This window comes from Bacteroidales bacterium (assembly GCA_022647615.1).
Lineage (GTDB): Bacteria > Bacteroidota > Bacteroidia > Bacteroidales > UBA932 > Egerieousia.
Window position 1 is genome coordinate 417,019 of record JALCKZ010000001.1, and the last position, 22,246, is coordinate 439,264.

Genomic DNA, 22,246 nt, shown 5'->3' on the forward strand with positions numbered 1-22,246 from the left:
TATTATTCAATTATTGATATAGCAAACTTTCGTCATTTACATTTCCGCTTACTGAAGTGTCATACCAAAGTTTTGATGCCTCAGTATTTTTTGTGTACCATTCTACATACTTTGCATAAACTGTTGATATAGAATTTGATTCTACACACCAGCGGAATTCTTTTGGTACCATCAAAGCCCATACAAGACCTGTCTTTGTCTTGAAAGGATTAGAAGCGGACCTTATCTCACCGGATGCGTTTGCGTCATAAGTCAACAACGTAGCATCCATCAAATTTGTAGGACCAAAGTTCATTAAATGGACTTCTCTGCCTCTGTCCGTATTCTTGTAATCTCTTGATACAACAATAAATGCATTAAACTTATCCATGCCAAGCAAAGTCTCGGCAACAGGAGATGCAAACGTAATAACATTCACGTGCTCCTGAGGAACAACGTATGCATCAGATTTCTTGACGTTTACAAATGTCTCTCTGTCAAGCACTTCATTAGGATTGTTGAAGAACGGGAAGACTGCATAAGTTTGTCCGCTCTCACAACCATTTGACATTGAATGACCTATAGGAAGAGCTTTTAGATTAGAATTGTCATTTGTTACAGATGTAATTTGTGATGGAGTAATCCCATCCAGCTGAACACCTGCTGCTACCCAATAAGAACAACCTGCAGCCATCGCTTTCCATTTCACTTTCTCATAAACTACGTTGTTGCTTGCGTTCTTATAATATCCTATGTTGCAATATAATACAATATCATTCAAATCATAATCTCCCGCTTCCGGCCACTTATCCTCAAAGATATAACTGCAATATCCCGTCTCTGAAGGGAAATAGGTTACATAAGCTAATTTTGGATCTGTAGGAAATGCATCCTCTGTATCCGGAACACCATCTCCGTCTGTATCAGTTGGAGTTGTACCGCTTATAACGCCTGTTCCAAGATTTTCACCACTATCGGGAATATTATTAATTCTTATAGGACCAGTTGCATCATGTCCAAAATATGCAGGACCTTCTTTGCCGCCGCCTAAATCCTTGTTGCACAAATTATGCGTCCAACTTTCTGATTCAGTAGCATTTGCGGCATTAGGATAATAAACTTCTATTGCTCCGTCAAAATATGTATTTGACATTGTTGTGCCGTCAATTTTAGATGATGCATCTGCAGTCAAAGTTCCGTTTGTACCTACTTGCATTCCAAGCACTACCAAACCGTAATCCGTTTTAGATGAGTTAATAAATGAACAGTTCCAAGTTGAACTCTTGAACTCATCAATAACTATAATGCTTTGCGGATCCATGTTGATTTTAGTGTCATTTACCAAAAACTTCTTGACACTGAATAAAGAACCGCTCGTACAATTAACTGTAGTTTTATCTACATCCGTGAAAGAATCACAAGCAAGATATCCGCTGTTGTTTATTGTACCGCTGCTTGAGCCTAGATTTCCGGAACATACAAAATTGCCGTAGTTATTAAACTGCGTTGTGGCGTTGGCTAAATCCATTGAAGTGCAAACGACCTCACCTCCAACCTCATTCTCCAAAACACAATTTCCGGAGTTTGCCTCAATATACTGAGCATCCAGAGATCCGTAGTTATAAAAATTTGTTCCGCTCTCAATACCTAAGGTATTTCCGCCATTTGCAATGTTGAATTTCCCAACATTGTAGATTGTGGTATTAATGAACGCATTAGAAGCAGAACCTACTCCAATGTTTATTGTGCCTCTATTTACAATTGTATTAGAAGTTTGTCCGGAGGATACGCCTTGGTTGAAATTAACTGTAGCCCTTCTTGAACATCTATGTACGCGCTGCCGTTTAAATAAATTGGACCAGTGAAAGTTAAAGTGGAGCCGGGAAGGACAATAATATTTCCCGTATCTACGTTGGTAAGTGAACTATTGTTAATGACAACATTGCCGGAAATAAAAACCATTCTGGTAATATTTCCTTGGTTCAAAAATTCACACCCGGCTGTTGTTATCGGCCCTTTTACAAGCCAATTACCGGCCAGCCTCATTGATGTAGTTGAAGACCACAATTCAATATTTGATGAGGTATATGTTCCATTATAACTTGCGGGAACCGGAGTTGGAGCAGGAACCAATGGAGCGGCTTTATACATTGCCTTAGTCATTGTAGATGAGGCAGATGTAACAGCATAGGCTTTTGTACCGCTTACAATATATTTATAAAATTTTGAGACACCTGTCGGGAGCTTAGCCCAAACAAACAAAGTATCTATGCCTGCAGGCAGGTCAATAGTAGTTGAATAAGGTTTGCCTGAATAAGCAGCGCCCTCACTCAACATAAATTTAGAAACATACAGCGGTTTGCTGTAAATTTTTATAGTTGTAGCATACCCCTGATACGCCGTCTCAACGGCAGGTGTAGGAACACTAATAGCTACCGGGGTGGTAGTCTTCCAGTCAAAATTACTAATGACCGGATCAGTGCCCTCTATATCGCTCTTTACACAAGAAGAAAATATAAAACACGCACCAGCAAACAACAACAAAATCTTCTTCATATCTTTTTATTTTAATCTCCCAATAATAAATATCACTAAAAATATTGCACAATTAAGATGCAATATTCAGCAGTTTGTCAAAACTATTTAACCTCTTTCACAATTGAGCCGGCTACTATGTTGGCTACCAGCGCTCTAGTGCGGACAACGGAACCGGTGTCATAAGGATGCACCCTGTTTGCAAGCAGTATAACAGCCGTCTTGGACTCAGGGTCAATCACAATTGAAGTTCCCGTATATCCTGTATGTCCGTAGGTAACTTCCGGTGTAAACAAGTTGCCAAGATTGGAAGAGTAATCAGACCAGTTATCCCAGCCAAGAGAACGTCCCAAATTCTTTACTCCGCTCGGCACAGTTGTCATTATTTTAACAGTCATGTCACCTAATATTCTTCTGCCACCGTACTCGCCGCCATTCATCATTGCCGCTGCAAAAAGCGCTAAATCCTCTGCAGATGAGAACACTCCGGCATTTCCGGAATTGCCCTTCCCGATTAATCTCGCAAGAGGGTCATGTACAACTCCAAGCAAAACGCTTCCATCCGGCTGCTTCTCCGTAGGGGCAACCAATCTCATAATCTCATCCTTCTTTTGAGCTGCAGGTGAGTAAGTTGTATGCTCCATTCCCAATTTGTCAAATACATTGCGCTGCGCATAATCACAAAGGCTTTGCTTTGTAATATTTTGCAGCACATTTTGTAAAGTGATGAAATTCAGACAACTATATCTAAATTTGGTAGCGGGCTTAAAATCTTTTTTGCAATGAGCAATCCAGTCTATCAAACTCTCCGGATTGTAATTTCCATACTTTGCATATATAACGCTTGGATTCACATAATCCGGCAGACCGCTGGAATGAGTAAGCAAATCTATAATTCTAACATCAGTCTTTTCTCCCGTCGTACTATCCGTATAAGGCTGAAATCCCGGAACATACATACTGACTTTATCCGTAAGCCTAAGCTGCCCCGCTTCAACCAGCTGCATAATTGATGTCGCTGTCCCAACAGGCTTGCTGCAGGAAGCCAAATCAAAAACAACATCAGTTGTCATTTTCTCCTTTTTGGGGTAGATGGATTTATATCCGTAAGCTTTAAGGTAAACTATTTTATTTTTCCTCACGACAGCTATTACTGCGCCCGGTATGATGGTGTCATTAATTGCCTGATTGATAGCCTGATCCACTCTTGACAGACGGACAGGATCCATTCCCATTTGAGCAGGGGTAGACATATCTAGGCGTTGTGGTTGCGCAAAAGAAAACGTAACCAGGAAAAGGGAAATCACCAAAAATAAAATCTTCTTCATTTCAATTTGAAAGTATTTGAACCGTTAACGCAAGTAAAATTTATTGTAAATGCTTAAACAGCATGCCACTCAGCCTGCTGCAAATATATAAAAAATGGCCTGCAAAAGCAAGTTATTTAGAATTATTCTATAATAGAGCTGGCAACAACGTTTGCTATCAGGCAGCTATTTCTAACAGTGCCGCCTTCATCGCGCGGGTGTACCCTGTGGGCAAGAATGATAACAGCTGTTTTTGTAACAGGGTCAATTGCTATGGAAGTGCCGGTGTATCCGGAATGTCCAAAAGTTACATAAGGGGTGAAAAAGTTTCCAAGCTGTGATGCGTAGGGTGAGTAATTGTCCCATCCAAGAGAGCGTCCAAGCTTTTTGACACTGTCGGGAACTCTAGTCATAGTCTTCACTGTCTGAGGACTAAGAATCCTCCTGCCGCCATAAGCTCCGCCGTTCATCAGCGCGGCCGCAAGAAGAGATAAATCCTCTGCAGATGAGAACACTCCGGCGTTCCCGGAATTTCCTTTTCCAATGATTCTCGCAAGAGGGTCATGAACTTCTCCCAAAAGACAAGTACTGTCCGGCTGGATTTCTGTTGGAGCAACCAGCTTCATGATTGCAGTTTTATTTTGAAGTTTAGGACTGTATGTTGTGTGCTCCATGCCCAGCTTGTCAAAAACATTTTTCTGGGCATAGTCACAAAGTTTCTCGCCTGTAATATTCTGCAGCACATTTTGCAATGTAATGAAATTCAGACAGCTATACTGGAATTTTTCCCCGGGTTTGAAATCTCTTTTGCAATGCGCTATCCAATCTATCAAACTCTTTGGGTCGTCATTCCCATACTGCTTTTCTATCTCAGAAGGATTTACATAAGCGGGCAGACCGCTGGAATGAGTAAGCAAATCCAAAATTGTAATGTCTGTTTTCTCTCCTGTAGCGGGGTCTACATAAGGCTGATAATCAGGAATAAATCTATCTACGTTATCATTAAGTTTTATATATCCTTTCTCCATTAGCTGCATGATGCAGATTGCAGTGGATACTGATTTGCTGCATGATGCAAGGTCAAATACCGTATTAGTTGTCATGGGCGTAACTGTCGGATATACAGACTTGTGCCCAAATGCTTTTAGATAAACTATCTTGTCTCCTCTGACAATTGCAACAACGCCGCCGGGAATATCTTTTACTTTAACTGCGTGATTCATAATAGTATCCACCCGCGCAAGTTTTGCGGCATCCATGCCCGCCTGGGCCGGAGTCACATGTTTTAAATATTGCGGCTGCGCATAAACTACTACAGATAAAGCAAATGCAGCAATCGTCAAAAATAATTTTTTCATATTTATAGTCTCTTTTTAGTTATCATGAAAGTTGCGATGCGGAACTTTTTGCAAATAAAAAGCCTCGCGATAGAAAATCCATCGCGAGGCAAAATTACTAAATCAAATTGCTGATTGTTATGCTTCCGGTCTTGGAGCTCTTGGCGCTCTTGGAGTTCTTGGTCTGTCGCCTCTCTCGCCTCTGTCATTTCTGTCTCCGCGAGGTCTGCGATCTCCTCTGTCTCCGCGAGGACCTCTTCCCCTGCGGTCGTCTCCGCCGCGTCCGCCGGCGTTACGTGCTCTGTCATTAGCACTTACACCTGCGTTAGGAGAAAGATCTTTCTTTCCGTAAACTTCACCGTTGCAAACCCATACTTTAATTCCAAGCAGGCCGACCTTTGTGTTTGCCTCTGCAAGCGCATAGTCAATATCTGCACGGAAAGTATGAAGAGGAGTTCTTCCCTCTTTGAACATCTCAGTTCTGGCCATTTCAGCACCGCCAAGACGTCCGCTGATAAGAACCTTAATTCCCTCAGCACCAAGTCTCATGGTGGTTGCAACAGCCATCTTGATTGCTCTTCTGTAAGAAACTCTTCCCTCTACCTGACGGGCAATACTGTTTGCAATAATGTTTGCATCAATCTCCGGATGCTTAACTTCAAAAATATTGATTTGAACTTCCTTATTGGAAATCTTCTTCAACTCTTCTTTTAGTTTGTCAACTTCCGCACCGCCTTTGCCGATAATAACTCCCGGCTTTGCAGTATGAATTGTAACTGTTATCAGCTTAAGAGTTCTCTCAATAACAATCTTGGAAATGCTTGCGTTAGCCAATCTGGCTGTCAAGTACTTGCGGATTTTGTTATCTTCCAGAATCTTTGCAGCGTAATCATCGCCGCCATACCAGTTGGAATCCCAACCGCGGATAATTCCAAGTCTGTTGCTAATTGGATTTGTTTTCTGTCCCATATTACTTTTCCTCCGCTTTTACTGCAGCTTTTTTAGCAGCCGGTTTTTTAGCTGCTGTCTTAGCTGCCGGCTTTGCAACCGGTTTTGCTGCAGGTTTTGGTGCAGCGGTCTTGTTAACTTTTTCTACTGTCTCTTTAACAGCTTTTTTATCAAGAATGATAGTAACGTGATTTGAACGTTTCCTAACTCTTGCAGCTCTGCCCTGAGGAGCAGTTCTGATTCTCTTAAGCGTACGTCCTTGTCCAACCGTAATAGATTTGACAACTACGTTGCCGTTATCAAGCTCTTTTCTATCCGCCTCATTCTTGCTCTCCCAATTTGTAATTGCACTCTTAAGGAGTTTGGCAAGTCTTGCGGAAGCCTCTTTCTTTGAATACTTTAGAAGATCCAGAGCTCTGTTGACTTCAACGCCTCTGATAGTATCTGCTACATAGCGCATTTTGCGGGGAGAAGTAGGTACATCATTTAACTTTGCAACGGCAGTCTCTGCTTTTATAGCTTTCTGGCGCTCGGCCATTAGTCTTTTTCTTTTTCCCATCGTAATGTCTTTTTAATCATTAATTACTTAGCGGCGGGTTTTGCTGCGGGTGCTGCTGCGGCCGGCTTAGCTGCTGCCGCTGGTGCTGCGCCTGGAGCTGCCTTTACTGCAGTTCCCGATGGTGCTGCTGCTGCGGCTTCCTCATTGTGATTACCGCTATGTCCTCTGAATGTGCGAGTTGGAGCAAATTCACCAAGCTTGTGACCTACCATATTTTCTGTAACGTAAACGGGAATAAACTTGTTTCCGTTATGAACGGCTACTGTATGACCTACGAAATCCGGAGAAATCATACTAGATCTTGACCATGTTTTTACAACCTCTTTCTTGTTAGATTTATTCATAGCAAGAATTCTCTTTTCTAGAGAGGCCTCAATGTATGGACCTTTTTTAATTGAACGACTCATAATCTCTAATCAGTTTTATTCCGTTACTTTTTCCTTCTTTCAATAATAAACTTCTTAGAAGTCTTCTTAGGATTCCTTGTCTTGTAACCCTTTGCAGGAATGCCCTTTCTACTTCTAGGATGTCCTCCTGAGGCACGTCCTTCACCACCACCCATAGGGTGATCAACTGGGTTCATAACAACGCCTCTGTTTCTTGGTCTAACTCCAAGCCATCTCTTGCGTCCCGCTTTACCGTGAGACTCCAGGTTATGGTCAGGATTTGAAACTATACCAACTGTAGCTCTGCAAGTTACAAGTACCATTCTTGTCTCGCCTGAAGGCAATTTAAGAACTGCATGGTTACCTTCTCTTGCAATTATCTGAGCATAACAACCTGCGCTGCGTGCCATAGCACCTCCCTGTCCGGGGATAAGCTCAATGTTGTGAAGCATAGTTCCAAGAGGAACTTCAGAAAGAAGTACTGTATTGCCAACCTCAGGTGCAACGCCGGGACCGGAAGCAATCTTCTGCCCAACCTTCAAACCCTTTGGAGCAATAATGTAACGTTTCTCTCCATCTTCATAAACCACAAGCGCAATTCTTGCACTGCGGTTTGGATCATATTCAATTGTTTTGACGGTTGCCTTGTAGTTATCCTTGTTTCTAAGGAAGTCTACAATACGATACATTTGTTTATGTCCGCCGCCAATATAGCGCATTGTCATCTTACCCTCATTGTTACGGCCGCCTGTGCTCTTTTTAGGAGCAAGCAGAGACTTATCCGGAACGTGGCAAGTGATTTCATCAAATGCGCTGATTATCTTATTTCTAGTACCGGGTGTTACCGGTTTAAATTTACGTACTGCCATCTCTAAATGTTGCTATAGAAATCAATCTTATCCTCACCGGCAAGAGTTACATAAGCTTTCTTGTACTTATTTGCTCTGCCTGATAATAGACCCGCCTTTGTATAGCGGCTCTTTGCCTTTCCATGGTAATTAACTGTATTAACTTCTTTTACAGTTACACCGTATCTCTCTTCAACAGCTTTTCTAATTTCAATCTTGTTAGCGCTGCTGTCTACTATGAAACCATAACGGCTCAACTTATCTCCCTGTGCCGTCATCTTTTCCGTTACTATCGGCTTTACTAAAATTCCCATAATTGCTTAGATATTAACGTTTGTATTCTGCTTTAAGAGAATTTTGCGCACCGTCAACAAATACAACTGAATATGCACGCATGATATCGTACGTATTAATAGTATTAGGTGTAGCAACTTTTACATTCTCCAAATTGCGGGAAGACAAGCTTATGTTATCTGATGACTCCGGAACTACAAAAAGAACTCTGCGAGGATTAACTTTAAGATCTTTAATCATCTGCACAAACTCTTTTGTCTTAGGAGCTTCCATAGTGAATGGCTCAACAACTGTGATAGCAGACTCTTTTGCTTTGTAAGATAAAGCTGAGAAACGTGCAAGTTGTTTAACCTTCTTATTCAACTTAAAATCATAGTCTCTAGGATTTGGACCGTGAGCCCTTCCTCCGCCGACATAGATGTTAGACTTAATGGAACCGTGACGTGCGCCGCCGCTTCCTTTTTGTCTTAGAATTTTCTTTGTGCTGAATGCAACCTCGCTTCTGTCTTTAGTCTTGCTTGTACCTTGTCTGCGATCAGCCAAGTACTGCTTAACATCCAGATAAATAGCATGATCGTTTGGCTCAATTCCAAACACTGCATCATCCAGCGTTACCTTCTTTCCGGTATCTGTTCCGTCTTTTTTCAATAATGCTAATTCCATAGGACTAACCCTCCACAATTACATAAGAACCGGAAGCTCCCGGTATAGAACCTTTAACCAATAGCAGATTGTTTTCAGGAATGACTTTGATGACTTTAAGATTCAAAATCTTAACTCTGTCTCCGCCCATGTGTCCTGCCAATCTCTTACCTTTGAACACTCTAGAAGGCCAAGAAGATGCGCCCATAGAACCGGGTGCTCTTAACCTGTCGTCCTGGCCATGTGTCTGGCCGCCGACTCCTGCAAATCCATGACGTTTTACAACGCCCTGGAAGCCTTTACCTTTAGAAATTCCGGTAACATCAACCCAAGTATCAGCATCTTTGAAAACGTCTGATACATTGATAGAATCACCTAGCTTAAGCTCCTTTGAGTAATCATTCTCAAACTCAACAAGCTTACGCTTAGGAGTGGTATTTGCCTTTTTAAAGTGTCCCATAAGAGGGGCGCTGGTGTGTTTCTCTTTTTTCTCGTCATAGGCAAGTTGTACAGCGCAATAACCATCTTTTTCTTCTGTACGAATCTGCGTAACAACACACGGACCAGCTTCAATAACGGTGCAAGGAATATTCTTCCCGTCAGCACCGAAAACGGATGTCATTCCGATTTTTTTGCCAATTAATCCAGGCATTGGTTGTTAATTGTAATTAAATTAAACATAAGCCGCATAGCCACCTTACTCTATTGCAAATAGTTGGATACGGCTCCCTAGGAATTTTTCCAAGGGGGTGCAAAGGTAACATTATTTGCTGAAAAGGCAAATTTTTTTGTAGAAAAGCCTGTTAATCACATTAACAAGCATCACGACAGGCCTTGCATGTGTCCAGGAAGGGTTATTTTGCTTGGCCGTGTATGGACATTGCCCTCCCGCTTGGCTCATTCATGTTTTTGAAGGATGCGTCCCAGGCCAGCGCCTCAGCGGTACTGCAAGCAACTGACGGTACGGAAGGGACGGTCTTTGCGGCCGTCTGAGAAGGGAAGCACTCCTCAAAGATACTCCTATAATAGTATTCCTCTTTGTTGCGCGGAGGATTTATTGGGAACCTTTGGGCGGCTCTGTTCATCTCTGCATCGGTCACCGCTTTTGAAGTGACATCCTTCAGAGTATCTATCCAGCTGTAACCAACTCCGTCTGAAAATTGCTCTTTCTGTCTCCACGCAATTTCCTCCGGCAACATATCCTCAAACGCCTTCCTCAAAATCCACTTCTCCATTCCCGGATTTTTTACACTGTCGAGACCTTTAATATATTTCGCATTCCCGTTTTGCTCATTCACCACCATTTTCAAACGAGGGTTCAAACTCATTGCAACGTCCATGAATTCTTTGTCCAAAAAAGGAACACGTCCCTCTACTCCCCAGGCACACAACGATTTATTAGCACGCAGGCAGTCATACAAATGAAGGCGGGAAATTTTTCTGATGCACTCTTCATGAAATTCTTTTGGACCCGGCGCCTTGTGGAAATAAAGGTATCCGCCGAAAATTTCATCAGAGCCCTCTCCGCTAAGTACCATTTTTATACCCATGGATTTTATTACACGGGCAAGCAAATACATTGGAGTTGAGGCTCTTACTGTAGTAACATCATAAGTTTCTATGTGGTAGATGACATCTCTTAAAGCATCAAGGCCCTCTTGAATTGTATAATTAATTTCATGATGAACTGTTCCAATATAGTCTGCAACTTTCTTAGCAGCAGCCAAATCGGGAGCTCCCTTAAGTCCAATCGCAAAGGAGTGAAGCTGAGGCCACCACGCCTCTTGCGCATCTCCGGTTTCCACTCTTCTTGCAGAAAATTTCTTTGCAATTGCAGATATTATGGAACTATCTAATCCTCCCGACAGAAGTACGCCGTAAGGGACATCAGACATCAGCTGTCTTTTTACAGCGCTCTCCAGGGAGACCCTGAGCTGCTTTGCAGCCTGCTCAACATCAAGTGGTTGAGACTTTACCGCATCATAATTTGTCCACTCTCTGCTATACCACTTTGTCATCTTTTTATCCTTGCTGCAGAAATAATACCCCGGCAAAAAAGATTCAATTGATGAACAAACTCCTTCAAGCGCCTTTAACTCAGAGGCTACATAAAATTGCCCTGCGTTGTCATAACCCATATATAAAGGAATGACACCAATCGGGTCCCTTGCAATCAGGTATAAATCTTTTTCAGAATCATACAGCGCAAAGGCAAAAATTCCGCTGAGATCATTCAAAAAATTTACTCCTTTTTCTCTGTACAGCGCAAGGATAACTTCACAATCTGAGTTTGTAAGAAATTCATATTTCCCCTCATATTTCTTTCTGATTTCCTGGTGGTTATAAATTTCTCCATTTACGGCAAGAGCAACTTTTCCATCCTTTGTAAGCAGCGGCTGCTTCCCGCTCTGAGGGTCAATGATGGATAATCTTTCATGAGAAAGAATGCACTTTTTGCTGCAGTAAATTCCGGACCAGTCCGGACCGCGGTGCCTTATTTTTTTGGACATTTTGAGGGTTTGCTCTCTTAATTTATCACCCTCCTTAACTTGGTCTATATCAAAGACTCCTACAAATCCGCACATAGTATTTAGACTTTAATGGTTACAGTTTGAAAGGCGAAGTTACTAAATACAATCGGGCGCAAAAAAGCTCCCGACGGAAAATTAATCTGTCGGGAGCTAAATATTAACAAATTGTTTCTTCTGAGCAGCAGGCCTATTTGCTAAGGGCAGTTGCAACATCAACTGCAACAGCAACGGTAGCGCCTACCATTGGGTTGTTACCCATGCCAAGGAAGCCCATCATCTCTACGTGAGCAGGAACTGAAGAAGAACCTGCAAACTGAGCGTCGCTGTGCATGCGGCCCATAGTGTCTGTCATTCCGTAACTTGCGGGACCGGCAGCCATGTTATCAGGATGCAAAGTCCTGCCTGTACCGCCGCCGCTGGCTACTGAGAAATATTTCTTTCCTTTCTCTACGCACTCTTTCTTATATGTGCCTGCAACCGGATGCTGGAATCTTGTAGGATTTGTAGAATTACCTGTAATTGAAACATCTACACCCTCTTTCCACATAATTGCAACTCCCTCTCTAACATCATCTGCACCGTAGCATCTAACCTTTGAACGATTGCCATCAGAATATTTAATCTCTCTAACTACCTTAAGTTCAGAGGTAAAATAATTGAATTCTGTCTGAACATAAGTGAAGCCGTTGATTCTGGAAATAATTTGAGCGGCATCTTTTCCAAGTCCGTTAAGAATGCAATGAAGAGGTTCCTTTCTAACTTTATTAGCTTTATCTGCAATTTTAATTGCACCCTCTGCTGCTGCAAAGCTCTCATGGCCAGCCAAGAAGCAGAAGCACTTTGTCTCCTCTCTTAACAAGCGCGCAGCAAGATTTCCGTGTCCAAGACCAACTTTTCTGTCATCAGCAACAGAACCCGGAATACAGAAAGACTGCAGACCAACTCCAATAGCCTCGGCAGCTTCCGGAGCACCCTTGCATCCTCTCTTTAAGGCAATTGCAGCTCCAACTACATAAGCCCATTTTGCATTTTCAAAGCAAATTGGCTGTGTCTCCTCAACTGTTTTGTAAGGATCCACACCATATTTATCGCAGATAGCATTTGCCTCCTCTATGTCTTTGATACCGTTGGCATTCAAAGCGGCAAGCACTTGCTTCATTCTGCGCTCCTGACTCTCAAAATTTACTTTTCTAATCATAATCTCTCCTCCTTATTCTTTACGTGGATCTATGTATTTAACAGCTCCATCCTCTTTTGCAAAACGTCCGTGAGGAGTTGTCTCTTTCTTAAGCGCCTCATTGGCATCCATTCCCTTCTTAACATCCTCCATAAACTTGCCAAGATTAACTGTCTCATATCCTATGATTTCATCATTCTTATCAAGAGCTACCCTGTTAACATATCCCTCTGTAAGTTGCAGATACCTAGGACCTTTCTTTAAAGTACCATACATTGTGGCAACCTGGCTTGTAAGACCTTTGCCAAGATCCTCAAGACCTGCTCCAATTACAAGTCCGCCCTCTGAAAAAGCAGACTGGCTGCGACCGTAAACAATCTGCAAGAACAGCTCTCTCATTGCAGTGTTAATAGCATCACAAACAAGGTCTGTATTTAAAGCTTCAAGTATTGTCTTTCCGCTAAGGATTTCCGCCGCCATTGCAGCAGAATGAGTCATACCGCTACATCCTATAGTCTCTATAAGCGCCTCTTGAATGACACCATCTTTAATATTAAGACTAAGCTTGCAGGCGCCCTGCTGAGGGGCACACCAGCCCACTCCGTGAGTCATGCCGGAGATATCCTTTATCTCCTTGGCTTTCACCCATTTTCCTTCCTCAGGTATAGGTGCGGGGCCATGGTTTGGACCCTTCTTTACAACACACATGTGTTCAACTTCTGTAGAATAAATCATCGTAATTTATTATTTGTTGTTATTGTTTCCTTTTAGAATCCCGACAGATTTTTATTCCAGACTCCAGTCTGTTCCGCCGTCTTTATTGTCCTTTATTTTGATACCCAGATTGTTAAGAGTGTCTCTTATGACATCGCTTTTTGCCCACTCTTTCTTTTCACGCGCATCTTTTCTCTCATCCAGCACAAGTTTCATCAGCCCCTCAACAACTTTTGAGCCGCCGTTTCCTGCCGCACCATCTTCTTCATCCTTAAGTCCAAGGATATCTATCGCGAACTCAGAAAAAATCTTCTCCAGCATCTCTTTTTCCTTGCTTCCCACGGCAACTTTTCCATCCTTTGCGGAGTTTACAATTCTCACAGCCTCAAATAGATATGAAAGCGCAACCGGAGTATTTAAATCATCGCAAAGAGCATCATAAATATTATTGTATAAATCCTGAAGCTGCTGCATTAAAGTTTTTTGCTCCGCAGATTTGTTCTCCTGAGCAGCTGCGTTTGAAACCACAGCTTTTCCGGCATTTGCAACATCAGAAACTTTTAGGGATTTTACATCCTTTGCAGCCTGCATCATTCTCTTATATCCCTTCTCCGCGGCTTGAAGCGCTTCATTGCTGAAATCCAACGTTCCGCGGTAATGTGCCTGAAGAATAAAGAACCTGATGGTCATTGGGGTATAAGCTTGAGCAAGCAATTTATGACTGCCCGTAAACAGCTCATTCAGAGTAATGAAATTGCCAAGAGACTTGCCCATTTTCTGGCCGTTGATAGTAATCATGTTGTTGTGCATCCAATAATGCACGCCGCCGGTTCCGCGCTCAGCTTTGTTCTGAGCTATCTCACACTCATGGTGAGGGAACATCAAATCCATTCCGCCGCCGTGAATATCAAACTCTTTTCCTAAATACTTTTCACCCATCGCGGAGCACTCCAGATGCCATCCCGGGAAGCCGTCGCTCCAAGGAGAAGGCCACCTCATAATATGCTCTGGCTGAGCCTTTTTCCACAATGCAAAATCTGCGGGGCTGCGCTTTTCATCCTGGCCGTCCAACACTCTGGTATTGGTCATCATATCATCCAAATTTCTTCCGCTCAGTTCTCCGTAATGATATTTCTTGTTGTACGCAGCAACGTCAAAATAGACAGAACCATTTGTTATATAAGCAAATCCATGGTCCAGGATTTTTTTAATAAGCTCTATTTGCTCAATAATATGACCTGATGCATGGGGTTCAATGCTTGGAGGAAAATTATTCAACCTGTCCATTGCATGATGGAAACTTATAGTGTAAGTCTGTGCAATTTCCATTGGCTCAAGTTCTTCCAGACGCGCCTTCTTCTCAATTTTATCCTCTCCGTTATCACTGTCATGCTCAAGATGGCCCACGTCAGTTATATTTCTAACATAACGGACCTTGTAGCCAAGTTCTCTGAATAGCCTTACAAGAACGTCAAATGTAACACCCGGCCTTGCATGTCCAAGATGAGGTTCCCCATAGACGGTTGGTCCGCAAACATATAACCCTACTCTCCCCGGAGTAATTGGTGTAAATTTTTCTTTTTTCCTGGTTAAAGTGTTGTAAATCAGAATATCTCTAGTCATAAAAATCCCCCGTTTTTTATCCGCCGGCAAACGGCGGAATAAGACGGGGGCAAATTTAAACAAATAAAATAAATTGACATCAGCCTGAGTTACATGGGGGCACCCTCCAGTTCAATGTTTGATGCGGCGGCAGGTTCTGCTGTTGCCGTGTTAAAACCAGCTGTTGCAAGTGCCGCAGAGGGAGCTATTGCCATCCTCAAAGCAATAATTTCAGTTACATACTTATCCTCTCCGCTTTTTGCCTTATACTTGGAATACTTTAATCTTCCCGTAATTTCTACAAATGAGCCCTTTTTGATTGTGAGAAAATCGGGCATGTTCTTGGTAGCCCAGGCGACAATGTTGTGCCAGGTTGTTTCCTCTTTGAACTGACCGTCTTTTGCCTTAAAAGTCTCATGCGTAGCAACAGAAAATCTTACAACTTGAGAACCATTTTCCAAATTTGTAATTTTGGGTTCCGCTCCCACATTCCCTTTGATTTCTACTTTGTTTAAAGTTCTTTCCATGGTTTTATGTTTAAAGTTAAATTGTGACACAAAGTAAAATCACATATCATGCAATAGCCACATTATAAGCGTTTAAAAACAGATAAAAAAATCCGGAATTGTAAAAAGTTTCATGTTTCGGAAAATATTTTACGATTTGGCACGCAAATAAAAATACATCTCTTTATATTGGAAAATTTGCAAATAAGAACGTTATCCGAACAGCGGAATAATAGAGAAACATGGAAAAAAATATTCAAAACATTCAGAGAGAGAGAAAGTGTCCGGTATGCGGCAAAATTATACTTGGGAGAAGTGACAAAGTATTTTGCAGCGACGATTGCCGCACAGATTTTTACAACGCAAAAATGAGGGAAGAATATCGCAAATGCGGGAATTATAAAACGTTAAAAACGATAGAAAAAAACTGCCGTTGCCTGGCCGGAAGAAATGCAACCTTTTTGTTAAAAATAATACTCTCCATTACCGTTATGTGTAAAATAATGACTACTTTCGCAAAGCAAAAGGTAAGACAATGAAAAAATTATATACGGCAGCCATTCTTGTGATATTTGCCATGTCCTTAAGTTCTTGCGTAGAGAGCTCCAGTAAATACAAAGCATTGCAGGCGCAGTTAGATTCACTGCAGGGCAATTATGGTACTCAAAAGAATCAGCTGGATGAGGTGTTTGGCACCCTTAATGAGGTTGAAGCGGGCCTTAAATCTATAAGGGAGACGGAGAATATTTTGACAGTTCAGCAACAAGAAGGAGTTACTACCCCGCAAAATAACAAGGAGCAAATTCAGGCCGATATTGCAGCAGTTCAGTCTGCCATTCAAGAGTATAAGAACAAAATCAAACAGCTTAAGAATGATAACAGGATTCAATCCATTGAATTTAAGAAAAGATTGAATGCCATCCAGAAAGAGCTAAATGAAAAATCAGAGATGATAGACAACTTGTCTAAGCAACTGCAAAACAAAGATTTGCAGCTAGCAGAGAAAACCAAGCAAGTTGAATCTCTGGACCAGGCCGTATCTGATTTGAAAAATGATATTACCAAATTAAATACCGAGAGCGGAGAGATGAAAGATAAAATCTCTTCCCAGGATAAGCAGATTTACTCCGTATATTACATTGTAGGTACAAAAGATGAATTGATTAACGTTGGAGTACTTACAAGAGGCGGCTTGTTTAAATCTTCTAAGATTTCATATCAGGCAGAGAAAAACGCATTCATCAAAATTGATTATAGAGAAATTTCAACTATAAATACTAACGCACAAAAGGCAAAGGTTATTTCCAACCATCCAAAAGGGACCTACTCTATAGACAACATTAACGGAGAGGCTGTGCTTACAATTTCCAATCCTTCGGATTTCTGGGAGCAGACCAAGTACCTTGTAATACAAGTGCAATAATTTATAAATGAATCTTTTATATCCCGATAGATTACAAATTACCTGTCGGGATTTTTAAATAAAATATTATGGCGAATCCTTTATTAACCGTTTCAAAGAACAGATACGGCGCTCCGGCGTTTGATAAAATTAGAGAAGATGATTACCTGCCGGCATTTAAAATTGCCCTGGCGGAGGGGAAGAAGGAGATTGATGAAATCATCAACAATCCCCAAGCTCCCACATTTGAAAATACAATTGAAGCGCTGGAATATTCGGGTGAAAAACTGGACGATGTTTCGGGCATTTTCTTTAACATGAATGAGTGCATGGCCTCTGACAAAATGCAGAAAATTGCAGAGACAATTTCTCCGGAACTTACACAGTATGGCCTTTATATCTTGCTGAATGAGAAGCTGTTTAAGAGAATTAAAACAGTTTATTCCCACAGGGCTAAGCTGAAGCTGGACAAAGAGCAGAAGAGATTGCTGGAGAAAAAATATAAAGCCTTTGTAGAGAATGGCGCAAACTTAAAGCCGGCAGCAAAAAAGGAGTATTCTAAATGTTTGCAGGAACTGAACCTGCTCTCCCTTAAGTTTGGGAAAAATGTTTTGGATGCAACAAATGACTTCAAGCTGCACATCACAGATAAAGCTGATTTAAAGGGACTTCCTGATTATGTAATAGAGGCGGGAGAGGCAACTGCAAAGGAGATGAAACTCAAAGGATGGGTTTACACCTTGCAATTCCCAAGCATGTCTCCTTTTATGAAATACAGTGACAAGAGGGAACTGAGAGAGAAATTATGGAGGGCAAGCAGCACAAGATGCATTGGAGGAAAGTTTGATAATCAAGATATTATCAAGAAGATGATTGCACTGCGCCTGAAGGTTGCAAAGCTGCTGGGATATAAAACTTTTGCCGCATGCGCCCTAAAAAACAGGATGGCAAAAAACACAAAAACAGTTGAGCATTTTTTGAATGACTTGCTTAAACGCTCTTTGCCTTATGCAAAAAGGGATGTAAAGATGATTGCAGACTATGCTGCTAAACAAGGATTTACAGGGAAACTGCAACCATGGGATTTTGCATATTGGGCGGAAAAACTTAGAGTAAAGAAATATGCGGTTGACGACAATTTGCTAAAGCCTTATTTTAAACTTGAGAACGTACAGAAGGCCGTCTTCTTGCTGGCAAATAAATTATATGGTCTGAATTTTACGGAAGCCAAAGATATCCCGGGTTATCATCCGGATGTAAAAGTCTATGACGTAACGGATTCCAAGAAAAGACACATGGCGCTTTTCTATTCAGATTTTTACCCGCGCGCTAGCAAAAAAGGCGGAGCTTGGATGACGAATTTCCGCGAACAGAGTTTCTCAAAAGAGGGAAAAGAGAGGAGGCCTTTTGTCTCCATTGTTTGCAACTTTACAAAACCTACCGCCAAAGACCCCTCATTATTAACGTTTTATGAGGTCACCACAATTCTTCATGAGTTTGGACATGCTCTCAACGGAATGTTGGCGGAAGGAAAATATTCCTCGCTGACAGGGACTAATGTCGCGACAGATTTTGTTGAGCTGCCTTCTCAGATTATGGAGAACTGGGCTGCGCAGAGAGAGTATCTTTCTTTGTGGGCAAAGCACTATAAAACGGGAAAAGTTATTCCGCAAGAGCTTATTAATAAGATTGTTAAATCTAAAAATTTCAACAGCGGATATGCAAGCGTACGCCAGCTGACATTTGGAATTTGCGATATGGCCTGGCACACTTTGACGTCTGTTCCAAAAACTAATGCGCTGGCATTTGAAGAGAAGGCAACAAAGAAATGTGCCGTACTGCCACATATAAAAGGGACTGCGTTTTGCCCTGCGTTCACCCATATTTTTGCCGGAGGTTATTCTGCCGGATATTATTCTTACAAGTGGGCGGAAGTTCTTGAGGCAGATGCATTTGAACTGTTTAAACAAAAGGGTATTTTTAATAAAAAAGTTGCTGAGAGTTTCCGCAAGAATATCCTATCCATGGGAAATATAGAGGACGCAGATGTTCTTTACCGCAGATTCAGAGGGAGAGACCCTAAGCCAGAGGCTCTTATGCGTGCGCTGGGAATGGGAAAGAAAATATAAAATAACTGTCGGGAATAAAATAAACGCCATGATAAAAAATAGCTGCAAATTTTTGTGTGTTGCTGCAATGATTATTTCCATTGCGGCTTGTGTTAATAATTCAAAAAATTCTCCCTTCAAATTTGATTCAAAAGCACCTGTAAAACAAGTTGTAGTGATTACTGATTTTGGGAGGGATGTTGATGATGCCCAGGCGCTTGCATGGCTTGCGGGATGCAAGAACATTAACATTGCGGGAATTATTGCAACAGGAGACATACCGGCACCAAGAGCAGTAAGCGCAAAATTGTTTCTAAATCTTTTTGGAGTGAGCGTACCTATCGCTTATCCCGACAGCAGCAACCTTGCAAAACAGGCGGAATATTTAAAACAAACTGCTTTGGACGGGAGAGCTTATGAGCTTACGCTGGAACACAATCTTTCGCAACTTGCTCAGAGCGCGATTGTTGTAAATTCTCCATATTTCATGAAGATTCAAACCCCCTCTGCGATGCTGGATAGTATATGCAAAAAATATCCCGGGGAGGTAACGCTGCTTGTTCTTGCGCCTGCTCAAAAATTATTTAAAGACTCAACAAATTATAATCTTAAAGAGATTGTAGTCCAAGGACTTATAAGCAAGATGCAAACCGGGGAGAGCATTAACGATTTGCTTGTACCGGACTATGGTTCTTACAATTTCCGCGCAGATTCCTCAGCAGCGGAGGCATTGTTGTCATTGCAAAATAGAACCTCTTTCGCATTCATTGGAAAAGGTGCGGCATACTCCTCTCCAATAACTCCAAGATTAGGGAGAAAACTGGAAAAAAGAGGGTTTGCATATCCGGATAAAAAATTGGGAGAGGAAAATCTTAAGGCAATAACCAATTTTATAAAACAGGACAGAGAGATGGGGCTTAGAAGTTTTTTGGCAAGAGATAAGCAGACCTTCTATAAAATATTCAATATCAAAGCATCCGTGCCTATTGGCAAGGCCATAGAGAAGATGAAGATATACAATTATCCTTATGATTTAATTGCTGCAATCTACGTCTCAAATCCGGAAGTATTTAATCCGACTGAGATAAAACTTGCAAAGCAAACACATAGGGTTATCAATTCAGAGAAAGAATTTAAGGATAAAAAATTCCTTAAGTATATCATAAGGTAATTACACTAAATTTTTTGAATTTGTATCCGTATATAGCTAATGACTAGTCTTTTAGAAGATTAGTTGTTACGCTTTGAGCGTAATTATTTCATTAAGGTTGGTTGTGTAATTTTTAGAAAGATGCTCTCTGCGCATCTGCCATTTTTCCTTTGATACGTTTGAAGCGGCGGTACTCCCCTGCACAGCAAGATGCAATTTGTTGCGCCCGAACTTATGATTTACGCTATCAAGCAAATTGTTGATATTCTTCATTTTATCATAGTTGCTCTCCACAAAAAGATTTTGCTGCACTTGGTCCTCAGGAATTATTCCCCCCAAAACTACTCCGCCTTTTTTATATTTAAACCCGTCGCGATAAATAGCATCCAATCCTCTTTTGCACTCTCTTACAATATCAACGGTGCTATTGGTAGCCTCCGGGAATTCTATTGTTGCCGTGTTATAATATTGGGGCAAATCATTGCGGAAAAAGTTTGTTGTGATATAAACGGTTACGCTCTCCGCCGCGGAGTGCTGCGCTCTCAATTTTTCTGCGCATGATGCGGCAAAATTGGAAATTGCTACACCCAGCTGCTCCTTATCCTCAACCATTTCCCCAAATGAGCGGCTTGTTGTAATACTCTGTCTGGCAGCATCTTCCTCTATCATCAAATCTGCTCTTCCGTTTAATTCGTCGTAAGTCCTCAGCCCTGTTACACCCATATTTTTTTTAACCCAATAGGCTGAATGTTTCGTAAAATCGTACGCGGTATTTACTCCGTGAGACTTTAAAAATTTAGAGAGCCGCCTCCCAATCCCCCACACATCTCCAACATCCAGCAACCTCAGCGCCTTCTCTCTCTTCTCCTCCGTATCAATGTAGCAATACCCCTTGTATCCCTTAAAGTGTTTTGCAAATCTGTTTGCAGCTTTTGCCAAAGTCATTGAATATCCGACACCTACGCAGACGGGAATCCCGATGAATTTCCTAACCTTATAAACAATTTCTCTAGACTTATCATCAATTTGCTTCTTGGACATTCCGGAGAAATTAATAAACGCTTCATCAATAGAGTAAATCTCTATATCGGGCACAATTGACTGTAAAACAGACATTACCCTCCGGCTCATATCAGCATAAAGTACATAATTGGAAGAGCACATCTCCACGGGATGACCTTTCTCTACAAACTCTCTTTGCACATTAAACGCAGTCGTCCCCATCTTAATCCCCAAATCCTTTGCCTCCTGACTGCGGGAAATTGAGCACCCGTCATTATTTGAAAGGACAACAACAGCCTTCCCCTCCAGCGCCGGGTTAAACACCCGCTCGCAGGAGACAAAAAAGTTATTGCAATCCATAACTCCAAATATGAGCTTTCTATCTGCCATCTAAAATCTCTTGCTAAGCGTGCAAGCGTAAATTTTACTTTTTGACCTGTTGTGCCTTTATTCTCCTCCCGACAGGTTTTTTCTCTGAATTCTTCCTCCTGATATCCTTTATTGTGTACGTCACAACTCCCCAAATTGCAAAATCATTCTCTTTTGTAATCTTAATTGGCTTATAATTAGGATTTTCCGGCACCAGCCAAATCACCTCCCCATCCAGCTTGACCCTCTTGAGGGTAAACTCGCCGTCTACAAAACAGACGGCAATATCCCCGTCGCGAGCTTGCAAAGATTTGTCAATCACCAATATATCTCCATCTTCTATGCCGGCCCCTATCATTGAGCTCCCGCTCACCCTGCCATAAAAAGTAGAGGCGGGATTTTTTACAAGCTCCCTGTTAAGGTCAATGCCGTTTTCTACATAATCCTGGGCGGGAGAGGCAAATCCCGCCTTAATGCCACCATCTGCAAGCGGAAGAAAGACACCGCCCTGGCCCGTCTGCACCTCATTTTTTTTTGCACCCATATTTGTTTGCAATTATGCCAATTTTTAACACACTAAGTTGATTTTCAGGGCATAAATTTAGCATTTTTGCCGACTAAACAGCCAAAAATTTTGCCATGAGAATTATATTTTGTATAATTGCGGCAGTTGTGTACAGCCTGAAATTGTTCAAATTGATTTATGACCGTCGGAGCGGCCAGGCTGCGGTATCACTAAAAATGTATCATGAACTTAAAGAGAAATAATTTATTTATTCTCAGCACATTGTGTATCCTTGCGCTGAGTGTTGGCAGTTGTGTCAAAAGTGAATCGGGAATTGAAGAGTCT

The 22,246-nt window shown here is 41.7% G+C and carries 19 protein-coding genes and 2 pseudogenes; 3 read left to right on the forward strand and 18 right to left on the reverse strand.

Annotated features, from left to right (window positions below; all coding sequences use genetic code 11):
• Window positions 1-10: 10 nt before the first annotated feature.
• The 16 genes and pseudogenes from LKM37_01775 to ssb all read right to left on the reverse strand — a co-directional run bounded on the left by LKM37_01775 (window position 11) and on the right by ssb (window position 15,386).
• Window positions 11-1,546, reverse strand: a complete 1,536-nt coding sequence (locus LKM37_01775) for an LruC domain-containing protein (protein ID MCI1719746.1) — start codon at window positions 1,544-1,546, stop codon at window positions 11-13.
• A 188-nt stretch (window positions 1,547-1,734) separates the two neighbouring features.
• Complete coding sequence (locus tag LKM37_01780) at window positions 1,735-2,535, reverse strand: hypothetical protein (GenBank protein MCI1719747.1); 801 nt, start codon at window positions 2,533-2,535, stop codon at window positions 1,735-1,737.
• 83 nt (window positions 2,536-2,618) lie between these two features.
• Window positions 2,619-3,842, reverse strand: a complete 1,224-nt coding sequence (locus LKM37_01785) for a beta-lactamase family protein (GenBank protein MCI1719748.1) — start codon at window positions 3,840-3,842, stop codon at window positions 2,619-2,621.
• Window positions 3,843-3,964: 122 nt separating this feature from the next.
• Window positions 3,965-5,179 (reverse strand): beta-lactamase family protein, encoded by a 1,215-nt coding sequence (locus LKM37_01790; GenBank protein ID MCI1719749.1) that lies wholly within the window; start codon window positions 5,177-5,179, stop codon window positions 3,965-3,967.
• A gap of 117 nt (window positions 5,180-5,296) precedes the next feature.
• Complete coding sequence (gene rpsC, locus LKM37_01795; GenBank protein MCI1719750.1) at window positions 5,297-6,127, reverse strand: 30S ribosomal protein S3; 831 nt, start codon at window positions 6,125-6,127, stop codon at window positions 5,297-5,299.
• A 145-nt stretch (window positions 6,128-6,272) separates the two neighbouring features.
• Window positions 6,273-6,665, reverse strand: a pseudogene (gene rplV / locus LKM37_01800) (50S ribosomal protein L22).
• A 140-nt stretch (window positions 6,666-6,805) separates the two neighbouring features.
• Window positions 6,806-7,072: pseudogene (gene rpsS / locus LKM37_01805) on the reverse strand (30S ribosomal protein S19).
• 23 nt (window positions 7,073-7,095) lie between these two features.
• Window positions 7,096-7,920 carry a 50S ribosomal protein L2 gene (rplB, locus tag LKM37_01810; protein ID MCI1719751.1) on the reverse strand — a complete coding sequence of 275 codons (825 nt, stop codon included), beginning with the start codon at window positions 7,918-7,920 and terminating at the stop codon, window positions 7,096-7,098.
• Window positions 7,921-7,922: 2 nt separating this feature from the next.
• A complete protein-coding gene (rplW, locus tag LKM37_01815; GenBank protein MCI1719752.1) occupies window positions 7,923-8,213 on the reverse strand; it encodes a 50S ribosomal protein L23 in 291 nt (96 codons plus the stop codon).
• A 13-nt stretch (window positions 8,214-8,226) separates the two neighbouring features.
• Complete coding sequence (rplD, locus tag LKM37_01820) at window positions 8,227-8,856, reverse strand: 50S ribosomal protein L4 (GenBank protein MCI1719753.1); 630 nt, start codon at window positions 8,854-8,856, stop codon at window positions 8,227-8,229.
• 4 nt (window positions 8,857-8,860) lie between these two features.
• Window positions 8,861-9,487, reverse strand: a complete 627-nt coding sequence (gene rplC, locus LKM37_01825; protein MCI1719754.1) for a 50S ribosomal protein L3 — start codon at window positions 9,485-9,487, stop codon at window positions 8,861-8,863.
• 202 nt (window positions 9,488-9,689) lie between these two features.
• On the reverse strand, window positions 9,690-11,420 hold the full coding sequence (asnB, locus tag LKM37_01830) for an asparagine synthase B (GenBank protein MCI1719755.1): 1,731 nt from the start codon (window positions 11,418-11,420) through the stop codon (window positions 9,690-9,692).
• A 133-nt stretch (window positions 11,421-11,553) separates the two neighbouring features.
• Window positions 11,554-12,564, reverse strand: a complete 1,011-nt coding sequence (locus tag LKM37_01835; GenBank protein MCI1719756.1) for a GGGtGRT protein — start codon at window positions 12,562-12,564, stop codon at window positions 11,554-11,556.
• Between the two features lie 12 nt (window positions 12,565-12,576).
• A complete protein-coding gene (locus LKM37_01840) occupies window positions 12,577-13,278 on the reverse strand; it encodes a hypothetical protein (GenBank protein MCI1719757.1) in 702 nt (233 codons plus the stop codon).
• 51 nt (window positions 13,279-13,329) lie between these two features.
• Window positions 13,330-14,880, reverse strand: a complete 1,551-nt coding sequence (cysS, locus tag LKM37_01845; GenBank protein ID MCI1719758.1) for a cysteine--tRNA ligase — start codon at window positions 14,878-14,880, stop codon at window positions 13,330-13,332.
• 89 nt (window positions 14,881-14,969) lie between these two features.
• Complete coding sequence (gene ssb / locus LKM37_01850) at window positions 14,970-15,386, reverse strand: single-stranded DNA-binding protein (protein MCI1719759.1); 417 nt, start codon at window positions 15,384-15,386, stop codon at window positions 14,970-14,972.
• A 514-nt stretch (window positions 15,387-15,900) separates the two neighbouring features.
• On the opposite strand from ssb, the gene LKM37_01855 reads away from it, so the two are divergent.
• The 3 genes from LKM37_01855 to LKM37_01865 all read left to right on the forward strand — a co-directional run bounded on the left by LKM37_01855 (window position 15,901) and on the right by LKM37_01865 (window position 20,046).
• Complete coding sequence (locus LKM37_01855; GenBank protein MCI1719760.1) at window positions 15,901-16,788, forward strand: hypothetical protein; 888 nt, start codon at window positions 15,901-15,903, stop codon at window positions 16,786-16,788.
• A gap of 68 nt (window positions 16,789-16,856) precedes the next feature.
• Window positions 16,857-18,896: a M3 family metallopeptidase gene (locus LKM37_01860; GenBank protein MCI1719761.1), complete on the forward strand. Its 2,040-nt coding sequence runs from the start codon at window positions 16,857-16,859 to the stop codon at window positions 18,894-18,896.
• A gap of 28 nt (window positions 18,897-18,924) precedes the next feature.
• Window positions 18,925-20,046, forward strand: a complete 1,122-nt coding sequence (locus LKM37_01865) for a hypothetical protein (protein ID MCI1719762.1) — start codon at window positions 18,925-18,927, stop codon at window positions 20,044-20,046.
• A 66-nt stretch (window positions 20,047-20,112) separates the two neighbouring features.
• Here LKM37_01865 and LKM37_01870 read toward each other — a convergent pair whose 3' ends face one another.
• Complete coding sequence (locus LKM37_01870) at window positions 20,113-21,417, reverse strand: Y-family DNA polymerase (GenBank protein MCI1719763.1); 1,305 nt, start codon at window positions 21,415-21,417, stop codon at window positions 20,113-20,115.
• Between the two features lie 34 nt (window positions 21,418-21,451).
• Entirely contained in the window at window positions 21,452-21,940 is a 489-nt protein-coding gene (umuD, locus tag LKM37_01875; GenBank protein ID MCI1719764.1) for a translesion error-prone DNA polymerase V autoproteolytic subunit, read from the reverse strand.
• Window positions 21,941-22,246 lie beyond the last annotated feature (306 nt).